At 61.3% G+C, this 23,430-nt stretch carries 20 protein-coding genes; 9 read left to right on the top strand and 11 right to left on the bottom strand.

Annotation, left to right across the window (positions count from 1 at the left end; all coding sequences use genetic code 11):
• Window positions 1–103 precede the first annotated feature (103 nt).
• Both htpX and J7E36_RS20265 read right to left on the bottom strand, forming a co-directional pair.
• The gene (gene htpX, locus J7E36_RS20270; RefSeq protein WP_215006920.1) at window positions 104–991 is read right to left on the bottom strand and encodes a protease HtpX; all 888 of its coding nucleotides are present in this window, start codon (window positions 989–991) and stop codon (window positions 104–106) included.
• A gap of 299 nt (window positions 992–1,290) precedes the next feature.
• Window positions 1,291–2,502 (bottom strand): pyridoxal phosphate-dependent aminotransferase, encoded by a 1,212-nt coding sequence (locus J7E36_RS20265; RefSeq protein WP_095963474.1) that lies wholly within the window; start codon window positions 2,500–2,502, stop codon window positions 1,291–1,293.
• A 220-nt stretch (window positions 2,503–2,722) separates the two neighbouring features.
• Here J7E36_RS20265 and msrB point away from each other — a divergent pair, with 220 nt between their 5' ends.
• The 3 genes from msrB (at window position 2,723) to J7E36_RS20250 (ending at window position 4,284) form a co-directional block, all read left to right on the top strand.
• Complete coding sequence (msrB, locus tag J7E36_RS20260; RefSeq protein ID WP_215006916.1) at window positions 2,723–3,118, top strand: peptide-methionine (R)-S-oxide reductase MsrB; 396 nt, start codon at window positions 2,723–2,725, stop codon at window positions 3,116–3,118.
• Between the two features lie 222 nt (window positions 3,119–3,340).
• Complete coding sequence (locus tag J7E36_RS20255; protein ID WP_215006914.1) at window positions 3,341–3,826, top strand: glutathione peroxidase; 486 nt, start codon at window positions 3,341–3,343, stop codon at window positions 3,824–3,826.
• Window positions 3,823–4,284, top strand: a complete 462-nt coding sequence (locus tag J7E36_RS20250) for a MarR family winged helix-turn-helix transcriptional regulator (RefSeq protein WP_215006911.1) — start codon at window positions 3,823–3,825, stop codon at window positions 4,282–4,284. Before J7E36_RS20255 ends, J7E36_RS20250 begins: the two co-directional genes overlap by 4 nt.
• On the opposite strand, the gene J7E36_RS20245 is transcribed toward J7E36_RS20250, so the two are convergent.
• Window positions 4,268–6,589 (bottom strand): hybrid sensor histidine kinase/response regulator, encoded by a 2,322-nt coding sequence (locus tag J7E36_RS20245; protein WP_215006908.1) that lies wholly within the window; start codon window positions 6,587–6,589, stop codon window positions 4,268–4,270. The two genes, J7E36_RS20250 and J7E36_RS20245, sit on opposite strands and share 17 nt — an antisense overlap.
• Window positions 6,590–6,752: 163 nt before the next feature.
• Here J7E36_RS20245 and J7E36_RS20240 point away from each other — a divergent pair, with 163 nt between their 5' ends.
• Together J7E36_RS20240 and J7E36_RS20235 are read left to right on the top strand one after the other, a co-directional pair.
• Window positions 6,753–7,643 carry an ATP-binding protein gene (locus J7E36_RS20240; protein ID WP_215006905.1) on the top strand — a complete coding sequence of 297 codons (891 nt, stop codon included), beginning with the start codon at window positions 6,753–6,755 and terminating at the stop codon, window positions 7,641–7,643.
• Window positions 7,640–8,122: a GAF domain-containing protein gene (locus J7E36_RS20235; protein WP_215006903.1), complete on the top strand. Its 483-nt coding sequence runs from the start codon at window positions 7,640–7,642 to the stop codon at window positions 8,120–8,122. The genes J7E36_RS20240 and J7E36_RS20235 overlap by 4 nt, the downstream gene beginning before the upstream one ends.
• 32 nt (window positions 8,123–8,154) lie before the next feature.
• Here J7E36_RS20235 and J7E36_RS20230 read toward each other — a convergent pair whose 3' ends face one another.
• The 7 genes from J7E36_RS20230 to J7E36_RS20200 form a co-directional block, all read right to left on the bottom strand.
• Window positions 8,155–11,103, bottom strand: coding sequence for an HD domain-containing phosphohydrolase (locus J7E36_RS20230; protein WP_215006900.1), 2,949 nt, complete (start codon window positions 11,101–11,103; stop codon window positions 8,155–8,157).
• A 113-nt stretch (window positions 11,104–11,216) separates the two neighbouring features.
• A complete protein-coding gene (locus tag J7E36_RS20225) occupies window positions 11,217–14,834 on the bottom strand; it encodes a transporter substrate-binding domain-containing protein (protein ID WP_215006897.1) in 3,618 nt (1,205 codons plus the stop codon).
• 10 nt (window positions 14,835–14,844) lie between these two features.
• A complete protein-coding gene (locus J7E36_RS20220) occupies window positions 14,845–15,471 on the bottom strand; it encodes a response regulator transcription factor (RefSeq protein ID WP_215006894.1) in 627 nt (208 codons plus the stop codon).
• Between the two features lie 419 nt (window positions 15,472–15,890).
• Window positions 15,891–17,219, bottom strand: a complete 1,329-nt coding sequence (locus J7E36_RS20215) for a deoxyguanosinetriphosphate triphosphohydrolase (protein WP_215006891.1) — start codon at window positions 17,217–17,219, stop codon at window positions 15,891–15,893.
• 97 nt (window positions 17,220–17,316) lie between these two features.
• On the bottom strand, window positions 17,317–17,652 hold the full coding sequence (locus J7E36_RS20210; RefSeq protein WP_215006889.1) for a hypothetical protein: 336 nt from the start codon (window positions 17,650–17,652) through the stop codon (window positions 17,317–17,319).
• Window positions 17,649–18,041: a phage holin family protein gene (locus J7E36_RS20205; protein ID WP_215006886.1), complete on the bottom strand. Its 393-nt coding sequence runs from the start codon at window positions 18,039–18,041 to the stop codon at window positions 17,649–17,651. Before J7E36_RS20205 ends, J7E36_RS20210 begins: the two co-directional genes overlap by 4 nt.
• Window positions 18,041–18,355: a DUF883 family protein gene (locus J7E36_RS20200; RefSeq protein WP_215006883.1), complete on the bottom strand. Its 315-nt coding sequence runs from the start codon at window positions 18,353–18,355 to the stop codon at window positions 18,041–18,043. The genes J7E36_RS20205 and J7E36_RS20200 overlap by 1 nt, the downstream gene beginning before the upstream one ends.
• A gap of 336 nt (window positions 18,356–18,691) precedes the next feature.
• Here J7E36_RS20200 and J7E36_RS20195 point away from each other — a divergent pair, with 336 nt between their 5' ends.
• Window positions 18,692–19,900, top strand: coding sequence for an ammonium transporter (locus J7E36_RS20195; protein ID WP_215006880.1), 1,209 nt, complete (start codon window positions 18,692–18,694; stop codon window positions 19,898–19,900).
• An 8-nt stretch (window positions 19,901–19,908) separates the two neighbouring features.
• On the opposite strand, the gene J7E36_RS20190 is transcribed toward J7E36_RS20195, so the two are convergent.
• The gene (locus J7E36_RS20190; protein WP_215006877.1) at window positions 19,909–21,621 is read right to left on the bottom strand and encodes a cation:proton antiporter; all 1,713 of its coding nucleotides are present in this window, start codon (window positions 21,619–21,621) and stop codon (window positions 19,909–19,911) included.
• A 186-nt stretch (window positions 21,622–21,807) separates the two neighbouring features.
• Between J7E36_RS20190 and J7E36_RS20185 the strand changes: the two genes are divergently transcribed.
• From J7E36_RS20185 to J7E36_RS20175, 3 genes are all read left to right on the top strand, one after another.
• Window positions 21,808–22,068 carry a glutaredoxin family protein gene (locus J7E36_RS20185; RefSeq protein WP_215006874.1) on the top strand — a complete coding sequence of 87 codons (261 nt, stop codon included), beginning with the start codon at window positions 21,808–21,810 and terminating at the stop codon, window positions 22,066–22,068.
• Between the two features lie 70 nt (window positions 22,069–22,138).
• Complete coding sequence (locus J7E36_RS20180) at window positions 22,139–22,459, top strand: transcriptional regulator (RefSeq protein ID WP_215006871.1); 321 nt, start codon at window positions 22,139–22,141, stop codon at window positions 22,457–22,459.
• A 72-nt stretch (window positions 22,460–22,531) separates the two neighbouring features.
• Entirely contained in the window at window positions 22,532–23,422 is an 891-nt protein-coding gene (locus tag J7E36_RS20175) for a pseudouridine synthase (protein ID WP_215006868.1), read from the top strand.
• Window positions 23,423–23,430: the final 8 nt, after the last annotated feature.

The raw sequence follows: 23,430 nt of genomic DNA, 5'->3' as shown, positions 1-23,430 counted from the left end.
CCGCGTCCCACAAGGCCGAACGCGGAGCGTCCGTTGAGGCATTCCCACGCAAAGCGTGGGAACGATCATCGCATCGCTGCGGGCTTCTTCACGCTCCAGCCTGTCAGCCGCGACGACGCAGCGCGTCGATGCGCTCTTCCAGCGGAGGATGGCTCATGAACATGCGGGCCAGGCCCTGCTTGATGCCACCGTTGATGCCGAAGGCATTCAGGGTGTCGGGCATGTGCACCGGCAAGCCTTGTTCGGCGCGCAGGCGTTGCAGGGCGCTGATCATCGCGCCGGTGCCGGCCAGGCGGGCACCGGCGTCATCGGCACGGAACTCGCGTTTGCGCGAGAACCACATGACGATGGCGCTGGCGAGGATGCCCAGTACCAGTTCGGCAAAGATGGTTGCCACGTAGTAGGCGATGCCCTGGCCTTCTTCGTTCTTGAAGATCACCTTGTCGACGAAGTTGCCGATGATTCGCGCAAAGAACATCACGAAGGTATTCACCACGCCCTGGATCAACGCCAGGGTCACCATGTCGCCGTTGGCGACATGGCCGATCTCGTGGGCCAGCACCGCCTTGACTTCGTCCGTCGAGAAGCGTTCGAGCAAGCCCTGGCTGACGGCGACCAGCGCGTCGTTCTTGTTCCAGCCTGTGGCAAACGCGTTGGCCTCGTAGGCCGGGAAGATCCCGACCTCCGGCATCTTGATACCGGCTTCCCGGGACAGCTGCTCGACGGTTTGCAGCAGCCATTGTTCATGACGGGTGCGCGGCTGGGTGATGATCTGGGTGCCGGTGCTCATCTTCGCCATCCACTTGGAGATGAACAGCGAGAACAGGGAGCCGGCGAAACCGAACACCGCGCAGAAGATCAGCAGCTGATTGAGGTTGAGGTCAACCCCGTTGGCCGCCATGAACCCGTTGAAGCCGAAGAGGCTCAGGGTGATGCTGGCAATCAGCACGACCGCCAGGTTAGTGGCCAAGAACAGCAGGATGCGCATCATGGTGGTGGAAATCTCCTCATGCTTAAGATGTAGCGTCATGCGGGTATATAAGGTGCTGCCGCAGGCTATTCAACTCGGCGACTATTTCAAACTGTGTCCTACAGACGTCCCAAATGTTTGAAGGACTTTTCTGAAAATGACGGTGGAAAAGAAATCTGGCGCCTGCCCCCCGTGAACGTTGAACGCGGCGGTACATCGACTGCTCAGGCCTCAGTGTAGAAGGCCTGCCGGCGCCATCGGAACGGATATGTTGCTGAATCAGACAGCGGGCGAGGTGAGGGCCTCGCACGCTGCGCAGTTTACTGGCGGTAGGACTTGAGGAAGTTGCCGATTCGGCCGATGGCCTGGTCAAGGTCATCGACCCGCGGCAGGGTCACGACGCGGAAGTGGTCCGGCCACGGCCAGTTGAACGCGGTGCCCTGGACCACCAGCAGCTTCTCGGACAGCAGCAGGTCGAGGACGAATTTTTCATCGTTGTGGATCGGGCATACCTTCGGGTCGATCCGCGGGAATGCATACAGCGCGCCCATCGGCTTCACGCAGCTGACACCGGGAATGTCGTTGAGCAGTTCCCAGGTGCGGTTGCGTTGTTCCAGCAGCCGACCCTGGGGCAGGACCAGGTCGTTGATGCTCTGGTAGCCGCCCAGCGCCGTCTGGATCGCATGCTGGCTCGGCACGTTGGCACACAGACGCATGTTCGCCAGCATGTCGATGCCTTCGATGTAGCTCTGGGCATGGTGCTTGGGCCCGGAGATGGCGATCCAGCCGGAGCGGAAGCCCGCGACCCGATAGGACTTGGACAGGCCGTTGAAGGTCAGGCACAGCAGGTCTGGCGCCAGCGACGCGGTGCACACGTGGACGGCATCGTCGTAGAGGATCTTGTCGTAGATTTCATCGGAGAACACCACCAGGTTGTGTTGGCGGGCCAGTTCCAGCATGCCCAGCAGCACTTCCCGGGAATACACGGCGCCGGTCGGGTTGTTCGGGTTGATGATTACCAGGGCCTTGGTGTTCGGTGTGATCTTGGCCTTGATGTCCGCCAGGTCCGGGAACCAGTTGGCCTGCTCGTCACAGAGGTAATGCACCGGGTTGCCGCCGGACAGGCTCACGGCAGCGGTCCATAGCGGGTAATCCGGTGCCGGTACCAGTACTTCGTCGCCATTGTTGAGCAGGGCCTGCATCGACATCACGATCAGCTCGGACACGCCGTTGCCCAGGTAGATGTCCTCGATGCCGACGCCTTCGACCTGCTTCTGCTGGTAGTACTGCATCACGGCCTTGCGGGCGCTGAACAGACCCTTGGAGTCGCTGTAGCCCTGGGCGGTCGGCAGGTTGCGGATGACGTCCTGGAGGATTTCATCGGGCGCTTCGAAACCAAAGGGGGCCGGGTTGCCGATGTTCAGCTTGAGGATGCGATGGCCTTCCTCTTCCAGGCGCTTGGCGTGCTTGAGCACCGGGCCGCGAATGTCGTAGCAGACGTTGGCGAGCTTGTTCGATTTGCTGACCTGCATGGCGATGTGTTCCCGAAAATGAACGATCCAGGCGGCGTATGAACAACCGTACTGGGAATCCTGCGCCTGTGCCCAGGCCTGACGCGGTATGGGCGTCACAATCCGTTTGAATGCGCATGGCGTGGCTGCCAGACTGGCGTCTGACGAGGCGCAATCATACGTGCCGCCCGATCTGCGGAAAAGCGTCGGATCGGGCTTTTTCAATTGCCGAGGTGGGACGATGGAAAAGTTGGATAAAACCCTTGAAGAATGGCGTGCCATGCTCGACCCGGAGCAATACAACGTCTGCCGGCTGAAGGGCACCGAACGGCCGTTCTCCGGTAAATACAACGCCACCAGAACCGACGGCGTGTACCACTGCATCTGCTGCAACGAGCCGCTGTTCGATTCGCAGACCAAGTTCGATTCCGGCTGCGGCTGGCCGAGTTTCTACGCGCCGATCGAAGGCAGCGCAGTGGTGGAGGTGCGGGATGTCAGCCACGGCATGATTCGCACCGAAGTGGTCTGCGCCCGATGCGACGCTCACCTGGGTCACGTCTTCCCCGACGGCCCGCCGCCTACGGGCTTGCGTTACTGCATCAACTCGGTGTGCCTGGATCTGGTTCCCCGCGAGTAGATCCGACGCCGTCCTCTGTGGCGAGGGGATTTCATGTGGGAGCAAAGCGTGCTCGCGAAACAGCGCCTTGATTCTGGAAAAGGCGCGGTGTCTTCATCGCGGACAGGTCTTGCCCCCACAGGTTTGTGCAAGAGCGTCATCGAAGCCTCTGGATAATTAAATTGCACACAATCCAATTGCTCGCTATTTTGTACGCCAGTCCCAAACCCCTGGAGCCTTGCCATGAGCGACAACCTGTTAAGCATCCCGTGCACCACCATCAAGGGTGAACAAAAAACCCTGGCCGATTTCGCCGGCAAGGCCGTGCTGGTCGTCAACACGGCCAGCCAGTGCGGGTTCACGCCGCAGTACAAAGGGCTGGAGTCGCTGTGGCAGACCTACAAGGACCAGGGCCTGGTGGTGCTGGGCTTTCCCTGCAATCAGTTCGGCAAGCAGGAGCCGGGCAGCGAGGGGGCGATCAGTGAGTTCTGCGAGCTGAACTTCGGTGTAAGTTTTCCGCTGTTCAAGAAAATCGAGGTTAACGGCGCCAATGCCCATCCGCTGTTCACCCAGCTTAAGAAGCGGGCGCCCGGGGTATTGGGGTCCAAGGGCATCAAGTGGAATTTCACCAAGTTCCTGATCGGCAAGGACGGCCAGGTGGTCAAGCGGTTTGCCCCGACCACCAAGCCCCAGGACCTGACCAGCGAGATCGAAGCGCTGCTCAAATGAATGACCTGCCAGCCGATGCGCTGAAGCTCGACAGCCAGTTGTGCTTCAAGCTGTACGCCGCTTCGCGGGCGGTGATCCGTGGCTACAAGCCGATGCTCGACCAGCTCGGCCTCACGTATCCGCAGTACCTGGCGATGCTGGTGCTGTGGGAATGGCAGGAAACAGTGCCGGAGCAGCCGACAGTCAAGGCCTTGGGCGAGCGGCTACTGCTCGATTCCGGCACGTTGACACCGTTGCTCAAGCGTCTGGAACACTTGGCGCTGGTCCAGCGCCAGCGTTCGGCCCGGGACGAGCGCGAGGTGCACCTGACGCTGACGGCGGCAGGGCGTGCCTTGCGTGAGCAGGTGGGCCCGCTCAAGGCCCGCCTGTTGTGCGACAGCGGTGTTGACCTGGACCGCCTCGCGGAATTGCGCAACGGTCTCGATCACCTCTTGGGACAGATCAAGGCACTGACCTAGTCGGTACCCACTGGTTGAGGATCCCTGCCAGTTCTTCGCGGCGAAACGGCTTGGACAGATAATCGTTCATACCGGCCGCCCGACAGCGCTCGCGCTCCTCGGGCATCGCGTTGGCCGTCAGCGCGACAATCGGCAAGTCGGACCAGCGCCCGCTGCGACGAATCTGCCGACTGGCTTCGTAGCCATCCATCACCGGCATGTTGCAGTCCATCAGCACCAGGTCGAACACCCGCAGCTCAAGCTGATCGAGGGCTTCGACGCCGTGGGCCGCCACAATGACTTCGCAGCCCAGTTTCCCCAACATGCCCTTGGCCACCAGTTGGTTGACCGGATTGTCCTCCACCAACAACACCCGACCGCGCCTGGACGGCACCACTGTTTCGACCTGGGCGTCACTGATGGCGGTCTCTTCGCTTTGCAAGGCCTTACGCAAGATCTGGTACAGCGCGTGGCGCGCCAGCGGCCGGGCCTGCTGTTGCAGCGGCGCGAGGGCGGCGGCTTGCTCGCTGGGCATGAAGCTGCCGTAGGCGGTCACCAGCAGGATCGGCGCGTCGAAGGCCGGCCGCAGGGTGAACAGGCATTCCGGGCAGTCGGTAATCAGCACATCGGGCTTGAGCCCCAGCAGCCCGTCATCCACGGAGCGTCGCACATAGTCCAGCCCCCAGCCGGGCAACAACATGTCCAGCAACTCGGCCAAGCCACTGCTGCCGGCGGTGATGGCGACAACGTTGCCGTGCAACGGCGTGACAGGGGGCGCGGGGGTATGGCCGGGCAGGGGCAGCTCCGCGCAGAACCGGCTGCCGAAGCCGGCCTCGGAACTGATCGTCAGCCGGCCCTGCATGGCTTCGCAAAGGTTGTAGGTCAGCGCCAGGCCCAGCCCGGTGCCACCGAACTGGCGGGTGATTCCGGCACCGGCCTGGGTGAACGGCTGCAGGATTCTCGCCTGGGCTTCCTGAGGAATACCAATGCCGGTGTCGCAGACCTCGATGCGCACGCCGCCTTCGTGTTGGCTCAGACGCACATCGACCCGGCCGAAGCGGGTGAACTTCAGTGCGTTGGACAGCAGGTTGCTGACGATTTGCCGCACCCGCGTCGGGTCCCCCAGGACCTGGGCCGGAAACTGCGGATCGATCAGGCAGGCCAGCTCGACGCTGGGGGCGGCATTCTGCGAGAGCAGGTTGGCGGTGTCCTCGATCAGCGAGCCGAGGTCGAACGGAATGCGCTCGAGCTCCAGCTGGCCGGCGTCGAATTTCGACAGGTCGAGGATGTCGTTGAGCAGTTCCACCAACACCTTGCCCGAGTCATGGGCAATCGAGAGCTGCTGTTGTTGTTCGGCCGTCAGCGGCCCGTCCAGAGACAGGGCGATCATGCCCAGCAGGCCGTTGAGCGGGGTGCGGATTTCGTGGCTCATGCTGGCGAGGAAGGCGGATCGGGCTTCGGCCATATCCAGCGCGGTGCGCCGTGCCACCTCCAGCTCTTCGTTGGATTGGCTGAGGCGGGCGTTGCTGGCCTTGAGTTCGGCGGTGCGTGCCGAGACGATGTTTTCCAGCTGCGCGAGGTATTCGGTGAGGCGGTTCTCGGCGGTGCGCCGCTGCTGGATTTCGGTGGAGATGTTTTCGAACTGCTGGTTGGCGACCGACACCAGCACGCCGATTTCATCGGACTGGTGGCCGGCGGGGCATTCCAGGCGATTCTGTTCACTGCTGCTCGGGTCGCGGCTGCTCAGTTCGCGGATGACTCGCACCAGGGGTTTGGTCAGCATCACGTAGAACAGCGCCAGCAGCAGGCCGGTGAGGATCAGGCTGCGGGCGAACCCGTTGAGCAAGGTGACTTCGGCTCGACGCAGGAAGCGGCTGCCGAATGAGTAGGTGTCGACGTCCAGGCGCAGCACGCCCAGGGATTCATCGGGCAGGTGGTCCAGGTAGAGACGGTCCTCGAACTGGCGTTGAGCGCCAAACAGGAAGTCGCTGATGAATCGATAATTGCTTTGCAGTTCGGGCCGTTTGACGCTGGCCAGCACGGTCTTGTTGTTGTCGACCAGTTCGGCGCCGATGATCGCCGGTGATCGCAACAGGCCCTGGGACAGCTCCTGGGCCAGCTCCGCATCGATGTTATAGGCGATGCGCGAGGCCGGGTTGTGGCTGATTTCCAGCAGCGACAGGATTTCACGGTTGATCGAGGCGTCTTCGCTGGCATAATCGATGCCGATCTGCATCAGGCTCAGCAACGTGCCCAGCACGAAACCCACCATAACGGTCACGCGGGCCTGTTTGTAGGACAGCCGTTGGGTGAATCTGATGTCCATTGAGTGATGAACCACTTACGTTTCCCTTCGCCGCTCAAGCATAGCTGATCATCGTTGAATTCCGGTGTGACCGGCTCCTGTTATTTGGGGTAGACCCGCCATTGGGTAAGGCGTTTCGTCGCGGTAGCGCCATCATTACCGTGAACCAGTCCGAGGAAAAGACGTGGATGCTCGATTGAATGCTTTTCTTGAACGCGCCGATGCCGTGCTGGCCCGGATCGAACCGTTGTTGCCGGCTCCCCGGCCCGACATTGATTGGCGCCAGACCCTGGCCGCCCGCTGGCAGCGTGACGGTCGCAGCGGTTACCTGCTGCCGCTTCAGGTCAGCCTGGACATGCGCCTGTCGGACCTGATCGGCGTCGAGCGACAGGTCGAACAGCTGAGCCGCAACACCCGGCAGTTCATCGACGGCATGCCCGCCAACCATGCGCTGCTGTGGGGTTCGCGCGGTACGGGTAAATCGTCGCTGGTGCGCGCCCTGTTGGCCGAACATGCCCAGCACGGTTTGCGGCTGATCGAGATCGAGCGTGATCATCTGGCGGATCTGCCGCGAGTGGTTGAGCAGCTCGCGAAACTGCCCCAGCGTTTCGTGTTGTTCTGCGATGACCTGTCGTTCGAGTCCGGTGAAGGCGACTACCGTGTGCTGAAAAGCGTGTTGGATGGCTCGCTGGAACAGGCGCCGGACAACGTACTGTTGTACGCGACCTCCAACCGCCGCCACCTGGTGCCGGAAAAGGAAAGCGACAACGAAAACTGGAAGCGGGTCGATGGCGAGCTTCACCCCAGCGAAGCCGTCGAGGACAAGATCGCCTTGTCCGACCGGTTCGGCTTGTGGCTGTCGTTCTATCCGTTTACCCAGGAGCATTTTCTCAACGTGGTGGAGCACTGGATCGGTGAGCTGGCCGCCAAGGCCGGGCTGGCCTGGCAGCGTGACGAGGCGCTGGATGTGCTGGCGGTCCGCTGGGCCACCGGTCGTGGCAACCGCAACGGCCGTTGTGCGTACCAGTTCGCCCGTTACTGGGTAGGCCTGAAATTGTTGGAGCACAAGGCATGATCGATTTGAAGAGCACCGGCGAAGGCCTCGACGGCTACGGTCTGTTAGCGGCACAGCTTGAATCCTTGTTGGCCGATGAGCGTGATTTCATCGCCAATGCGGCGCAGTTCTCGGCGTTCCTGTTCAGTCAGCTGGACGACCTGAACTGGGCCGGCTTCTACCTCAATCGCAACGATGAGCTGGTCCTGGGACCGTTCCAGGGCCAGATCGCCTGCGTGCGGATTCCCTTCGGCCGTGGCGTGTGCGGCACGGCGGCGGCGACCCGGCAGACCCAGCGGGTCGAAGATGTCCATGCCTTCGCCGGGCACATCGCCTGCGACAGCGCGTCGAACAGTGAGCTGGTGGTGCCGCTGCTCAAGGACGGGCGCCTGATTGGCGTGCTTGACCTGGACAGCCCGAAACCGGGGCGCTTTACCGAACAGGATCAGGCCGGCATCGAAGCGTTGGCGGCGATTTTCCTGCGCCTGACCGAGTGCTGATGGTTCGATAGGCGCTCCTGCAAGGACGGTGTTCATGGCTTCAAGCCGGCCTTGACCCGCAGGCTATCCGGGTCAACGTCGTCGATCTGGCTCGGGTCGAGAAACTGCTCGGCATAACGCGAGTAGATCTGCTCATCGAGAAACAGCCCGAACAGCTCGGGATCGATATGGGCCTCACGGCACATGGTGGCCATGATGCCCAGGGCTTCACTCAGCTTCTTGGCTTTCTTGTAGGGGCGGTCGGCTGCCGTCAGCGCTTCGAAAATGTCGGCAATCGCCATCATCCTCGCCGGCAGGCTCATTTCGTTGCGCTTGAGTCCCTTGGGGTAACCGCTGCCGTCCATCTTCTCGTGATGACCGCCGGCGATTTCGGCCACATTGTCCAAGTGGCTGGGGAAGGGCAGTTGGCTGAGCATCAGGATTGTCTGCACCATGTGATGATTGATGACGTAGCGCTCCTCTCGTGTCAGTGTGCCCCGGGTAATACTGAGGTTATAGAGTTCGCCGCGGTTGTATTTCCAGCGTGGTACATCGAGCTGGAAACCCCAGGGATTATCCGCCGGGATCAGCTCGGCCTCGTGGCGCTCGAACAGGTGCTCGGGCTTGTCCGCCAACAGCGGCTCAGTGACGGGCAGTGTCGGTGGGGGCGTGCGGGCCTGGCGCCGGTTCTCCTCCCAGGAAACCCCCAGGCGATCATCGAGGGTTCGACGCCACGGGCGTCGGGCGATGGCCTGCAGGCGTTGCAGGTCAGCGTCGGCCATGGCTTCGGAGCCCAGATTGCAGCGGGCGACAAACGCAAAGTCCTCATCCAGGCCGGCCAGTGTGGCGTCGCGACGCCGGGCCAGGGATGACGGTTCGCCGCCGGTTGCCACGGCCTGCCAGTAATCGACCCAGGCGTCACGCTTGAGCACTTCGAAGCGCGTGCGTATTTCGTGGATCCGGTCGTTCAGGGTTTCCAGCTTGGTGGCTTTGTCCACGACGTATTCGGGGGTCGTGACCTTGCCGCAATCGTGCAGCCAGGCGGCGATGTGCAGCGCTTCCCACTCATCCTCGGTCGGTTGGTACGCATCGAACGCCGGCGCCTGGCTGGCAGCGGCGGCCTGGGCGAGCATCAGCGTCAGCACCGGCACCCGTTGGCAATGGCCGCCGGTATAAGGACTCTTGGCGTCGATTGCACCGGCCAACAGTTGAATGAACGAATCCAGTAACTGCTTTTGCCTGGCTTGCAGGCGTTGGCCTTCGATGCTGACGGTGGCGGCGCCGGATACGGCCTGAAGGAAGGCGATGCGGTCCGGTTGGAGTTTTTCCAGGTCGGCTTCGGTGCCACTGTCGTTGATCAGCAACACCAGTACGCCGACGGTTTCCTGGTGACGATTGCGCAAACGAATGCCGATCAGGTGAGCCCTGGGCGCGTCCATGGCTCGCAGCACACCTTGCAGGTCACCCGCCTGTTCAAAGCCCAGGGAGGTCACCAGATTGTCCGAGGCGGCCAGTTGCTGTAGCCATTGTGGACTGTCGTCAGCCTGCAGTTCATAACTGTTCAATTTGAACGTCTTCAGGTCTCGGGGCTTACCGTCGATTACCAACCCATACGGCTTGGCCCGATTATCGTCATTCTCTCGCAAGTAGATCAGCCCGGCCTGGGCCTGGGCGATTTTCACGGTCTCGAACAACACCCGCTCCAGCAACGGTGCGAAGCGGGTTTCGGCGCGCAGGCTGGCGGTGATTTCAAAGAAGCTTGCCAGGGTCTCTTTCATGCGCGCCATCGACACGCCCAATTGATCGACCTCCAGCACCGGCGAGCGCCGCGACACCGGGTAGTTGAAGTCAAAACTGCGAATGGCATCGGCCTCCTGCACCAGGGCGCGCAACGGCTTGACCAGAATCCTCGACGTCAGCCAGCCCAGCGGCAGGCACAGCAACAAGGTGGCGAGCGTGACGAGCGCGCCTTGCCAGCGCATGCGATAGGCGTCGTCCAGCAGTTCATCTTCAGGTACCAGCAATGCCAGTTCCAGGCCCTGTGGCCCGCCCTCCTGCATATGGCTGCGCGACACGATCCACCGGCGTCCGGCTGCTTCCAGCCGAGGGGTATCCGTGCTGTCGTCGAGTGCGGCAGCGATGGCCGGGTTGAGGTCGCGAGCCTTGATCAGGCGCGCCGACTGGGCATCGGCAACCAGTCGGCCACTGTCGGGGTAGGCCACGGCGTTGCCTTGGGGGTCGAGCAAGACGATCTCGGTGCCGACAGTGGCCTTATGCTTGGCCAAGGTCTGGGACAGGGCTGCAAGCGTCAGGTCGGCACCGATGACGGCGTGCTCACCGCTGCGCCGGGCGAGGGTCGTGCCGATGGTGTGGGTGGAGAAGAAGACGTAGGGGGCGGTGGTGATTTGATCGGCGGTATCCAAGGCACTGCGAAACCAGCCTCGACTGCGCGGATCGAACGTTTCGTCGGCGATGTCCCGGCGATCGATGAGCGCCAGGCGCTCGTCGTAGAACAATGACTGGGCGCGCACCGCGGCCGCAGGGCTTGCCCGCTCCACGGTCCAGACCTGATAGGCCGCATTGGCCGGTGCATCCAGGGCGGTTTTCAGCGGGGCACTGCGCAACGGCCGAACCATCAGGAAATTACCCTGGGTGTCGCCCAGGTACAACGACGCCAGGTTCGGGTTGTCCCGCAGCGCCTGGCTGAAGGGCCCGAGCAGGGCCAGGCGTTGGTCCATCTGCGGCGTGCGTGTCGCCGGGTAATCGGCCAGCAGGCTGAGCAGGTGGCGGATCGGTTCGTAGGTGCCGTACAAATCCAGGCGCACATCCTGTTCAATGCGATTGAACAGTTTTTCACTGCTCGACAGGATGATTTGCGTGGTGTGCTGATAGTTGAAAATACCCAGTACGACCCCGGTCAGCAGCAGAAGCAGGGTAAACATCACGCTGATATGGACATGCAGGGGGAACCGGCGTTTTTCCGGACGCGGTGCGCTGGGCATTGCAGTCACTCCAAGTGAAGGGGCGTTCTCAGCGGGTTTTTCCGCGCGAAGGGGACACTGATCGAGAACACCCTGGTACGCACTGCTGAGCGAGCAGCATAGTAAACACTGGGTCATTCTGCCTTGGCGAGCGCCGTTTCCAGGGCAAGCCCCAGTTCCGTCATCGTCTGGTCGAGGGCTTCGATGCACTCGTTGATCTGCTCGGCTGTCGAGGCCGGGTGACAGGCCTGCTCCAGCGCCTCGCACCGCTGGATCAACGCCGTCGCCTGCACGATTCGGGCGACCCCTTTGATTTTGTGCGCCGTTTCGGTCAGTACCTGGCGGTCACCGTCTTGGGCAACGTCAAGCAACTCCTGGCGGTCCAGGCGGTTGCTATTGAGCAATTCGGCCAGCAGTCGCTGAATGGACGAAGGGTCGCCGCCGGTCAACGCGTGCAGGCTTTGCAGGTTGAAAACGCTCGGCTGGCGGCTGGGTTTTACGCTTTTGATCCACTGGCTCAGGGCGCTCAGGCTGATCGGCTTGAACAGGCAGTCGTTCATTCCGGCATCCAGGCAGCGCTGCTTTTCCTCCGGTTGGGCATTGGCGGTAAACCCGAGGATCACGCAGGACGGCCGTTTCTGTTCGGACTCATCACGACGAATCGATCGGGCCAGTTCATAGCCGCTCATGATGGGCATGTTGCAATCGGCAATGACCAGGTCGAAATGCCCTTGCTGCCATACCTCGAGCCCATGGGCGCCATCACGGGCGACCTGGTATTGATAGCCGAGGTATTCCAGTTGCTGCGACATCAGCAGGCGATTGGCGGGATGATCATCCACCACCAGCACGTTCAAGGCGGCCTTGGCCGTTTCGATGGCCGGTAAAGTCGCTGCGCAAATCGGCGCCGTTGGCAGGACGGCCAGTTGCAGGCGGACCTGGACCTGAGTGCCAAGGCCGGGTTGGCTGTTCATCAGCAGGGTGCCGCCCATCATCTGGCACAGGTTGCGACTGATCACCAGCCCGAGGCCGGCGCCTTTGCGGGCCATCCGACCGGTATTGTCGACCTGGGCAAAAGGCTCGAACAGACGTTTCAGGTCGGCCGGGCCGATGCCGATGCCGCTGTCTATAACCTCCAGGTGCAGGTGCCGGATGTCGTCCTGGTCGGTTGCAGACAGCTGCACCTTGACCAGCACTCGGCCCTGTTCGGTGAACTTGAGGGCGTTGCTGATCAGGTTCGAGACCACCTGTTTGAACCGCAACGGGTCCATCAATACGTCCGGGTTGCCCTCGGCAGCGTCGAACTGCAGCGACAATGCGAGGTTTTTCTGCCTGGCGACGCCTTCGAAGACTCGAATGACCGATTGCAGCAGGGTCCGGAGATTGACCCGCTCGGGCGCCAGGCTCAGATGCCCCGATTCGATACGGGCGATGTCCAGGATGTCGCCGATCAGTTCGAGCAAGCCGGCGGCCGATTCGTAGGCGACCTCTATGGTCGAACGGTCCACATGGCCCTTGTCGGCCTGTTTGAGGGCCAGTTCGAGCATGCCGATCACGGCGTTCATGGGCGTACGGATTTCATGGCTCATGGTTGCCAGGAACGTACTCTTGGCCCGGTTCGCGTCATCGGCCTGTTTCTTGGACGCACGCAGCTCTTCGAAAAGCTGCCGGCGCTCACTGATGTCGATCCAGCCACCGATGATGCCTTGTACCTCTGCGGCCGAGTTCCGGTAAGGCAGAATCCAGTGATAGATCGTCAGCGCTCGATCGCCGATGTGCAAGGGACGATCAACGATCAGTGGGGTGCCCTCGGCCATGACGCGTTGATAGTCCGCCTGGTACTCCTGCGCTTCGAATGCATTGCTCATTGAACCCGGAAGCACATTCTTGCCGATGACGTCTTCGCGCCTGGCGTCGAACGTTTCCAGATAACTGTCATTGCAGCTCTGCAGGACGCCGTTGCGATCCCTGACGTAGATCGGGTGGGGCGTACCGTTGAGCAGCGAATGCATGAATTCGAGTTGGTCATTGAGGGCGAGTTCGGCCCGTTGCCGCTGCCTGATCTGGCGTTGCATGTAGGCGTTCCAGGCCAGGGAAAGCAGCAACAGCAGGCCGACACCCGCGACGATCTGGAAGAACAGGCGATGATAGGTGCGCCAAGTATGTTGCGAGGGTGAGACGTAGCCGCGCCAGCGGTTATTGATCACACCCAACTGGTCGGGATCGATGCTGATCAGGGCCTTGTCGAGAATTGAATTCAGCGCTGTGGCGTTTTTTCCGCTGGCCAGCGCGAACAGGGCCTGCTGGGTGCCGACGGTGCTGTTGATTTGCAGGGTGTTCCGCCAGGAGTGGGATGAGATGAAGTAGTTCGCCATGACCAGCGAGCTTACGCTCCCATCGACCTGGCCCTGGGCGAGCATTTCCATGGCGCCCAGGGTGCCGTCCGTTTCGACGATCCTGATGTCCGGATACTGGCTGCGCAGCCATTCGATCAGCGGATTACCCTTGGCGATTGCCAGGCTGCGGCTGTCGAACTGGTCGAGCGTGGCCGGTGTACCCGACTGTTTGCGGGTCAGCAGGACGAACGAGCTGTCGAGGTAAGGCCGGCTGAATTTCAATTTCTGCTGCCGTTCCCTGCTGGGCAGGAATGCCGCGATCAGGTCGGCCTGACCCTGCTGGATCGCGGCGATCATCTCGCTGTCACTCTGGCGGCGCTGGATGTCCAGGCGCAGTCCGGTACGCAGCCTGATCAACTCCAGCAGGTCGGCGCTGATCCCCCGCAAGGTGCCGTCCGAATCGAAGAACGTAAACGGCGCGGAGTTTTCATTCACCACCACCCGCACCACCGGATGCGCCGCCAGCCACCGTTGTTCCCGGTCGGTCAGTTGTATCTTGTGATCGGCCAGGTACACGTCGCTGCCCGCGCTCCAGCGTTTGGAAATGCTGGCTTGTTCAGCGAGGGGAATCTGGTTCAGCGTGGCGTTGACGATCTCCAGCAGGCGGTTATCGCTACGTCGTACCGCGAAGCCAAAGCCGAAGGCCTCATGTTGACCGAAACTGGCCATGCGGATATTGCTCAGGTAGCCCTTGCTGATCATGTAGTGGGTGGAAAGGGTGTCACCGAGAAACACGTCGGCCTGGCCGAAGGCGACGGCATTGATTGCGTTCTGGTAGGACGGGTAGGTCGTCAGGTGGGCCTTGGGGTACAGGCGCTCGATTTCCTCAAGGGGCAGGTAGTGATAGACCATGCTCAGCCGCAACCCTTCGAGGCCGTCGGCCAGGGATGGGCTTTCCTGGGTCCGGGTGACGAGCACCGGTTGGTCCACGGCATAGGGCGTCGACAGTGCGATGTCGGGGTGACGGGCTTCGAAACCGTTGGCGGTGCCCAGCAGGTCGATTTGCCCATGTTCGAGTGCCGCCAGGGCGGCGTCTCGGGAATTGAAGCGCAGGACTCTCATGGGCAGGCCGGTCGCCTGGGCGATGATAGCGGCATAGTCGGCCGTCATGCCCTCGTAGTCCTGCCCGCTGGTGGTGAGGTCGAAGGGGGGATAATCCGGCGCGGAGGTGCCCAGGACCAACTCCCGGCGAGCCTGTAGCCACGCCTGTTGCGCATCATCGAGCCGGATTGAGGCCGCCGCCGTCGAGCGACCCAGCAGCGTCATGTTCTCGGGCATCGCCGGTGCCGCCGCGAGAAGGCCTGCATATAACCCTGCGCTCAATAGCAGGAGATATTCCTTTATGCATCTGAGCATCCTGTTCTTCTCACACAAGTGCGTTGCGCTTCGCCATTTCGATCAGATCAACAAGAGACTTGACCTTGAGTTTCTGCATTAACCGTTTCTTGTAGGTGCTGACGGTTTTATTGCTGAGGAACATACCCTTGGCGATTTCCTTGTTGGTGCGGCCCTGGGCGAAAAGTTGCAGGACCATCAACTCCCGGTCATTGACGCTCTTGAACAGATCCAGCTCGATACAGCGCGGATCATCCGGGTGTATCGGGTTCAACGCCTGGCTGGGGAAGTAGTTGTAGCCGGACAGCACGGCCTTGATAGCGCTGACAAGTTCGCTGAGGTCTTCTTGTTTACACACATAACCGGAGGCCCCCGACTGCATGCAGCGGATGCCGAACAGCGTTGGCGATTGCGCCGTGAGCACCAGGGTCTTGAGAGGCGTGGTCATGGCGTTGAAGCGCGAGAGAATTTCCAGCCCGTCAAGTTTAGGAATGCTGATGTCCAGGATGACCAGGTCCGGCATGCATTCGCGCACCATTTGCATCGCATCGACGCCGTTGTCAGTTTCCCCTACGACCTTATAACCCTCATGCTCCAGAAGCATGCGAACGGCGAGGCGGATGACCGGATGATCGTCGACAATGAAAACGGAGTTCATGAATAAAATACCCTGCGAGCTTGAATAAAGGGCGCACCTTAGCCCAGTTACAGCAGGGGTCGTACGAAGAGACGGCCGCACAACTTCAATTTCAGAAGTTTCCTACAAAAAAAGAGGCAGAGTATTACGGTGTATTTAGGTTTAAGTAGGGGAATTGAATAGGAAGCGGCAGGTTTATTGGAAGTTTGTGTAGGGATATTGCTGCGCAGATGTTGTTTGTGCGAACAGATAGGGAGGGGGATATCCAAATCCTGATATGACCTGCGGACGTTGTGGGAGCGAGCTTGCTCGCGATAGCGGTGTGTCGCTCAGCAGCATTGTCACTGAGCTTGCGCTATCGCGAGCAGGCTCGCTCCTACAGGGGATCTGAAGGCGTATACAAATCCTGGGTCCACCAGAAAACTGTAGCAATAGCCATCTCACTGGCGCGTGCGGCCGGTCATCTCCTGCGCCATGTCGCTGGCGTAGCTGTCCGTCATCCCGGCGATAAAGTCGATCATTCGCAGGAACGCACCGTGCAGCGGACCATCGGGATCGGGTGCATTGTTGCCCAACAGATCAAGGATGCGGCGGTTCTTGAAGGAGGGCGTACGGCCGCCGTGCTGTTCGAGCGCGGCGCCGCAAAACCCGTTGAGCAGGATTTCCAAGGTGGTGTAAGCGCCGATTTCATGCAGCGTCTTGCGTTTGTCCTGGAAAATCTTCTTGCGCGCCATGTCCTTGGCATTCAACACGCAGCGCTTGGCCGGACCGTGCATATGTTCCACCAGGTCCCCCGGCAACGTGCCCGCAAGCAACGCCTCCTGCTGCTCGACAAACGCCCGTGCAGCGGCGTTGGTCAGGTGTTCAATGGCTTTGCCGCGCAGGATCGCCAGTTTGCGCCGCCGGGAATCCTGCGGACCCAGTTGCCGGTAGGTGTCCGGCAGGTCGTCCCCCACCAGGTCCAACAGCAGGGATTCCACCTGTGCATATTCCAGCAGCTCCATCTCCACGCCGTCTTCCAGGTCGATCAGCGCGTAGCAGATGTCATCGGCCGCCTCCATCAGGTACACCAGCGGATGGCGCGCCCAGCGTTGGTCTTCGATCTGCGGCAAGCCGAGCTTATGGGCGATCTGCTCCAACAGCGGCAGTTCGCTCTGGTAACAACCGAACTTGTGCTTCTTGTAGCCGAGGGAGTCGGCGTGGCGAGCGGTCCAGGGGTATTTCAGGTAGGTGCCGAGGGTGGCATAGGTCAGCCGGGTGCCGCCGTCGAACTGATGGTATTCAAGTTGCGTGAGGACACGAAACCCTTGCGCGTTGCCTTCAAAGTTAAGGAAGTCGTCGCGTTCGACTTCGCTCATGGCGTCCAGCCAGCCGCGGCCCGCCGCCTGCTGGAACCAGTAGCGAATGGCGTCCTCGCCGGAGTGACCGAATGGCGGGTTGCCGATGTCGTGGGCCAGGCAGGCTGATTGCACCACCATGCCCAGGTCGCTCGGCTCGCACCAGTCGGGCAGGGCGCTGCGGATCGTCTCGCCCACGCGCATGCCCAGGGAGCGCCCAACGCAGCTGACTTCCAGCGAATGGGTCAGGCGCGTGTGGATATGGTCGTTGCTGGACACCGGATGCACTTGCGTCTTGCGTCCGAGACGACGAAAGGCGCCGGAAAAGATGATGCGGTCGTGGTCCTTGTGGAACGGACTACGGCCCAGCTCTTGTGGGCTGTGGAGGGTTTTTCCGAGGCGTTCGCGCGTCAGCAGGGTGTGCCAATCCAAGGCCGGTTGCTCCGTTTGATAAGGTCGAGGCCCTAGCTTCCCGGTTCGTGGGGCGCCGTGCAAGGGCAAGTCGTCACACCTGCCCTGGCAACAACCGTCAGGATTTGCGCGCGCGGTTGGCGAGCTTGATCAGCGGCAGCAATGTCGTCGCCAGCTTGACCAGGCCGGTGATGCCGCTGGTGCGGCCGCTACGGGTACGTTTACCGGTGATGAAGCCGAGCAGCGACACCGCCGCCACGCCCCAGAGTGGCGCGTGCTTGATACCGAAACCTTCGTGCCAGCTTTGCGACAGGCCGCGTACCCGTTGCAGCGGAAGCAGCAACTGGCGCGTTTCCTGGCGTATTTCCTGGCGATGCATCTCCATGCGCAGGCGCACCAGCGCCTTGCGCATTTCCTGCCGTGTCCGGGCTTGAGGAATATCAGGCAGGCTCATGGCAACAGGCGCTCCCGGTCATTGGCCAATTCTTCGAGGGTGGCATGGAAAGGTGACGACTCGTCAAAGATGGCTGCCTTGAGCCGAAGGCCACAGAACAATGCCGCCAGCAGGTAAAACAGACACAGGCCGATAATCCCTGCCAGGCGATAAGTGTCCCAGACCAGGATCAGCACCAGCGCCGAAAGCCCTACCAACAGCAGCAGACCGAACACCAGTGCGAGGCCGGCAAACAGCAGCAGGCTGACAGTGCGAGCCTTCTGTTCCTGCAATTCCATGCCGAACAATTCGACGTGGCTGTGCAGCAAGCCCAGGACCGCCGCCCCGAGGCGGCGCGCCGTCGGTGAGGTGCCCGCTTCGGGCGAGCCGGATTCGTCGAGGCCGATCATCAGCGTCGTGTCGCCAGCAGGCCGATCAGGAAGCCCACGCCCGCCGCGATGCCGACGGATTGCCAAGGGTTGGCCTGTACGTATTCTTCGGTGGCAACGACGGCCGCCTGACCACGTTCGCGCAGGGAGTCTTCGGTCAGCTTGAGCGTTTCGCGGGCACGCAGGAGGGTGTCCTGGATCTGGCTGCGCAGCACGTCAGCCTGGTCACCCGCCAACGTCGCGGTGTGGTCCAGCAACCTTTCGGTGTCGCTGACCAGTGTCTGAAAGTCTTCCTTCAGGATTTCTTGAGCAGTCTGTGCCTGGGTTCTGGCCATGGGTGGATCTCCGTGAGTGACGTCTGAAACGTTCGAGTATGAGCCTTGCCGGAAGGTTCAGTGAAAGTGCTGGTACAACTTTTGCTCAGGCTTTTGCCATGTACTGGTGCGTCAGCCTGCACCGGTGCGCTGAAGCTGGGCGCGAGCCCGAAAACCTTAACCCAAATAATCAAAGCCCGCGAAGTGCCTTGAAGCGGAACTTCGTTATACCTGTCTCAATGCACCAAAGCGGTTCGTTGCTCTTCACCGGGTCGACGGATGCGTTTCAACTTGGTGCGTTGCCGAGGTAGGTGAACCGGTTTGGTGCTTTTTCCAACTTTCAGGTCTGCCATCACCATGGAAAATATGCAAAGTGCCGTGGACAATCTGGTCCACAGCTCCAACACGCTGTTCATCCTGCTGGGGGCAGTCATGGTCCTGGCCATGCATGCTGGATTTGCGTTCCTTGAAGTCGGGACGGTCCGGCAGAAGAACCAGGTCAATGCACTGTCGAAGATCCTCAGCGATTTCGCCGTCTCGACCCTGGCCTATTTCTTCATAGGCTACTGGATTTCCTACGGCGTGACCTTCCTGCAACCGGCAACGGTGCTCAGCACCGACCATGGCTACAGCCTGGTGAAGTTCTTCTTCCTGCTGACCTTCGCCGCCGCCATCCCGGCGATCATTTCCGGTGGCATCGCCGAGCGTGCCCGGTTCGCACCGCAGCTGTGCGCCACGGTACTGATCGTGGCGTTTGTCTATCCGTTCTTCGAAGGCTTGGTCTGGAATGGCAATTTTGGCCTGCAGGCCTGGCTGCAAACCCGCTTCGGCGCCAGTTTCCATGACTTTGCCGGCTCCGTGGTAGTGCATGCCATGGGCGGCTGGCTGGCGTTGGCCGCCGTGCTTTTGCTCGGGCCGCGTAATGGCCGCTACCGGGACGGACGCCTGGTGGCGTTCGCACCGTCGAGCATTCCGTTCCTGGCGTTGGGTTCATGGATCCTGATTGTCGGCTGGTTTGGTTTCAACGTGATGAGTGCCCAGACCCTGCCTGGAGTGAGTGGACTGGTGGCGGTCAATTCGCTGATGGCGATGGTCGGCGGTACCGTGGCGGCATTGATCGTGGGGCGCAATGACCCAGGCTTCCTGCACAACGGTCCGCTGGCCGGGTTGGTGGCGGTCTGTGCCGGTTCCGACCTGATGCATCCGGTCGGCGCACTGGCTACCGGTGCCATTGCCGGCGCCTTGTTTGTCTGGTGTTTTACCGCAGCGCAGGGCAAGTGGAAGATCGACGATGTGCTGGGCGTCTGGCCGCTGCATGGGCTGTGCGGTGTCTGGGGCGGCATTGCCTGCGGTATTTTCGGGCAAAGTGCGTTGGGCGGCCTGGGTGGGGTCAGCCTGGTCAGCCAGTTGGTCGGCACGATTCTGGGCGTTGTCATTGCCCTGGCCGGCGGGTTTGCGGTGTACGGCGTGATCAAGCTTTGGCTGGGGCTGCGCCTGACCCAGGAAGAAGAGTATTACGGCGCCGACCTGTCGATTCACAAGATCGGGGCGATCAGCCAGGACTGACATGCGCACTAGGGCGCCTTGTCCTGGTCGCCCGGATAGAAGCCGTGCAGCAGCCGGTAGCGGTCGTGACGGACCTGATCTACATGCTGTCGGACCTGCTGCTCGGGCAAGCCGAGCATGATCAGGGCATGAGAGGCCAGCATCAGGCTGGATTCGAGCAATTCCGGCACCACTTCGCTGGCCCCGGCGGCCTTCAGTTCGGTCAACTGACTGTCGTCACGGGTGCGCACCAGAATCGGCACCAGCGGGTTGACCCGGCGCGCCGCCTTGAGCACGGTGATGGCGATGTCGGTGTTATCGACAGCGATCACCAGCAATCTGGCGCGGCTCAGCCCTACCGCGACAAGCAGGTCGCTTCGTCGCGAATCGCCATAGTGCACGCAGCTCTCGCCGACGGTGGCTTCCTGGATGATCACCGGGTCGTCATCGAGGGCGATGAACGCCTGGCCTTCGCGCCGCAGGAAGCGACCGATGGACTGGCCGACGCGCCCGTAGCCGCAAATGACCACATGCCCTGAAAGACCGGCGTTAAGCGCGCTGATCTGCTCCAGCTGCGCTTCTTCGTTGGGTTTGCGATGCAGGTGGGCAGCAACGCGTGGCGCGGCGCGCAGCAACAGCGGCGTCAGCAGCATCGAACAGAACGTCGCAGCCAGTAGCAGGCCGCTGAGTTCGGCAGGCATGAGGTGGTTCTGTTGCATCAGTGCCATCAGGGCAAAACAGAATTCACCACCCTGGGCCAGGGCCAAGCCACTGCGCCAGGCGGTTTCGCCGTCGCTGCCGCGCCATTTCACCAGGGCGGCGACCACGCAACCCTTGATGACCATCAACCCGAGCGTCAATCCAAGGATCAACAGGCCGTTATCGATGAACAACTGCAGGTCGATCAGCATGCCGATGCTGACGAAGAACAGACCCAGCAGGATGTCGCGGAACGGGCGAATATCGGCCTCGATCTGATGCCGATAGTGGCTTTCGCCCAACAACATGCCCGCCAGAAATGCCCCCAGGGCCGGTGACAGGCCCAGCAGGTGGGTCAACCATGCCGTCAGCAACACAATCACCAGGGCCAGCAACACGAACAGCTCTGCGGATCGCGACGCGGCCACTTCATGGAACAAGCGGGGCAACAGCAGGCGGCTGGCCAACAACAGGCCACCGAACAGCACGAGCGTTTTGCCCAGAGTGAGGGGCAGCGCCCAATACCACGGATGCTCGCTGCTGCCGGCGAACACTGGCACCAGGGTCAACAGCAGCACGGCAATGACGTCCTGGAACAGCAGCACGCCGATGGCGTTCTGGCCGTGGCTGCTGAAGATTTCCCCCAGGCTGCCCAGCTCCTTGCTGACGATGGCGGTGGACGACAGGGCCAGCCCTGCACCGAGCAACAGCGCAGCGACCACCGAAGCGCCAGACCCTACCAGCAGCGCTGCGAGGAGTGCTCCCGAACACAGTACCTGCAGGCTGCCGAGGCCGAACACGACCCGTCGCAGCTCGAGCATTTTCGACAGGGAAAACTCCAGCCCCAACGAGAACAGCAGGAACACCACCCCGAGCTCGGCCAGGTCCGGCAACGCCTCGCTGTCGTTCACCCAGCCCAACGCGGTCGGCCCCACCGCCAGCCCGACGCAGAGATAGCCCAGCACAGGCGGCAGGCGCAGCCGTCGGAACAGGGCGATGACCACCAGGGACGAGGCAAGAATGATCAGCAGGTTGGTGAACAAGGGACACTCCGTTTCAAGGCGGCAACTCACAGCGTAGCGGGGGAAAAGCGTCAAGCGTCGCCGCAAAGACATTCACCGTCAGTGATTTGCATCAGCGTTTTACCGAAACAACCTGAATCGAGTGGCCTGTACGGTTTCCCGGTGCACGCCTAGAATGAGCGTCTATCTTTTTCGGGTTTACCTGCCATGTCTCCTGAATGCCAGCTGTTGGGCACCCTCGGTTGCCATCTGTGTGAAGTTGCCGAAGGGGTGCTGATGCCTTTCGTTGAACATGGGTTGTTGGTGGAACTGGTGGACATCGCCGAGAGCGAGGCTTTGTCCGAGGCCTATGGGCTGCGGATCCCGGTCCTGCGTCGGATCGATACGGGCGCGGAGCTGGACTGGCCTTTCGATGATCCAGACCGGGTTGCCGCGTTTCTGCTTGAGCCGTTTCCAGCATCATGGTGACACGCGGTTATTGGCGAACATCGTACTCTTCGGTTACTGTATGTCTATACAGTTATCTGGAGTGTGCCCCTTGGTCAATGTCGAACAACTTAAAAGCAGCGTAAACAGGATGTCCGCGGACGTTGTGCGCGAGGCGGTCCTGGAATTGCGCCTGGATGGGTTGGTTACCGAAGGCAAGACCCCCTTCAACAAGCTGCACTTCAACACCTGTTTCGCTGAGATCGAGGCATTGTTCCAGCGCGCTGGCTATCACAAGCAACTGGATGTGGTGGGTTACCAGGGCCTGTTGTACGCGCTGTACGATCCCGGTCGCTGGGAGGCGGTAGAGGTGCTGCGCTGGTTGAAGGAGTTCACCGAAGCGGCGGCAAAACCGACACCTGTATCGGCCTGAAGCAATCATCGCTGGGCGGGCTCAGGCGACTGGCGGATAATACCGCCCTGCAAAATGGCTCAAGAGTTTTCCATGTCTGGTTCATCGTTTTCCGCTGCTCATCATCAGGCCAGTACGTTGTACCTGCCGCCCGGCACCTGGCCGACGGTGCTGGAGTGCCTGTGCGAACATTTTCGCGCCATCAGCCGCGAGCAATGGCTGGACCGGATCGCCCGGGGGCGGGTGCTGGATGGGGAGGGCAACGCCATCCGTGTCGACTTGCCATACCGCGAAGGCCTGCGCATCCACTACTTCCGTGAAGTCCCCGATGAAAAGCCGATCCCGGTGGTGGAGTCGATCCTGTACGCCGACGAACACCTGGTCGTGGCCGACAAACCGCATTTCCTGCCCGTTACGCCGGCGGGCGAGTACGTCGAGCAAACCTTGTTGCGACGGCTGATCCGGCGGCTGGACAATCCCCATCTGGTGCCGCTGCACCGCATCGACCGGCACACCGCCGGACTGGTGCTGTTCTCTGCCAACCCTCGGAGCCGCTCGGCGTACCAGGCGCTGTTTCCTGCTCGGCAGATCGAGAAGCGCTACCAGGCCATTGCCCGTGCGTTGCCTGGGTTGACCTTTCCTCGGGTGCATAAAAGCCGAATGATCGACGGTGAACCGTTCTTCCGGATGCAAGAGGGGGCGGGCGAGCCGAATACCGAAACGGCCATTGAAGTATTGGAAAGGAACGGCGAGCTGTGGCGTTATGGGCTGTATCCGGTTACGGGCAAGAAGCACCAGTTGCGTGTGCACATGAGTGCGCTTGGGGCGGGAATCTGTAACGATCCGTTTTATCCTGAGGTGCTTCGGGATGCGGAGGATGACTATGCCAATCCGCTTAAGTTGTTGGCTCAGGGGTTGCGGTTGATTGACCCGGTGACTGGGTTGGAGCGGGTGTTTGAGAGTGGTATCAGCTTGCAGTGGTGACGGTGTAT

This window comes from Pseudomonas fluorescens (assembly GCF_018614775.1).
GTDB lineage: Bacteria > Pseudomonadota > Gammaproteobacteria > Pseudomonadales > Pseudomonadaceae > Aquipseudomonas > Aquipseudomonas fluorescens_BY.
This window is presented reverse-complemented; position numbering and strand designations above follow the sequence as displayed.

Bases quoted from the DNA above. Each gene is read 5' to 3' on its own strand.
- htpX (WP_215006920.1), bottom strand. From the start codon at position 991: ATGATGCGCATCCTGCTGTTCTTGGCCACTAACCTGGCGGTCGTGCTG.
- J7E36_RS20265 (WP_095963474.1), bottom strand. From the start codon at position 2,502: ATGCAGGTCAGCAAATCGAACAAGCTCGCCAACGTCTGCTACGACATT.
- msrB (WP_215006916.1), top strand. From the start codon at position 2,723: ATGGAAAAGTTGGATAAAACCCTTGAAGAATGGCGTGCCATGCTCGAC.
- J7E36_RS20255 (WP_215006914.1), top strand. From the start codon at position 3,341: ATGAGCGACAACCTGTTAAGCATCCCGTGCACCACCATCAAGGGTGAA.
- J7E36_RS20250 (WP_215006911.1), top strand. From the start codon at position 3,823: ATGAATGACCTGCCAGCCGATGCGCTGAAGCTCGACAGCCAGTTGTGC.
- J7E36_RS20245 (WP_215006908.1), bottom strand. From the start codon at position 6,589: ATGGACATCAGATTCACCCAACGGCTGTCCTACAAACAGGCCCGCGTG.
- J7E36_RS20235 (WP_215006903.1), top strand. From the start codon at position 7,640: ATGATCGATTTGAAGAGCACCGGCGAAGGCCTCGACGGCTACGGTCTG.
- J7E36_RS20230 (WP_215006900.1), bottom strand. From the start codon at position 11,103: ATGCCCAGCGCACCGCGTCCGGAAAAACGCCGGTTCCCCCTGCATGTC.
- J7E36_RS20225 (WP_215006897.1), bottom strand. From the start codon at position 14,834: ATGCTCAGATGCATAAAGGAATATCTCCTGCTATTGAGCGCAGGGTTA.
- J7E36_RS20220 (WP_215006894.1), bottom strand. From the start codon at position 15,471: ATGAACTCCGTTTTCATTGTCGACGATCATCCGGTCATCCGCCTCGCC.
- J7E36_RS20210 (WP_215006889.1), bottom strand. From the start codon at position 17,652: ATGAGCCTGCCTGATATTCCTCAAGCCCGGACACGGCAGGAAATGCGC.
- J7E36_RS20205 (WP_215006886.1), bottom strand. From the start codon at position 18,041: ATGATCGGCCTCGACGAATCCGGCTCGCCCGAAGCGGGCACCTCACCG.
- J7E36_RS20200 (WP_215006883.1), bottom strand. From the start codon at position 18,355: ATGGCCAGAACCCAGGCACAGACTGCTCAAGAAATCCTGAAGGAAGAC.
- J7E36_RS20195 (WP_215006880.1), top strand. From the start codon at position 18,692: ATGGAAAATATGCAAAGTGCCGTGGACAATCTGGTCCACAGCTCCAAC.
- J7E36_RS20185 (WP_215006874.1), top strand. From the start codon at position 21,808: ATGTCTCCTGAATGCCAGCTGTTGGGCACCCTCGGTTGCCATCTGTGT.
- J7E36_RS20175 (WP_215006868.1), top strand. From the start codon at position 22,532: ATGTCTGGTTCATCGTTTTCCGCTGCTCATCATCAGGCCAGTACGTTG.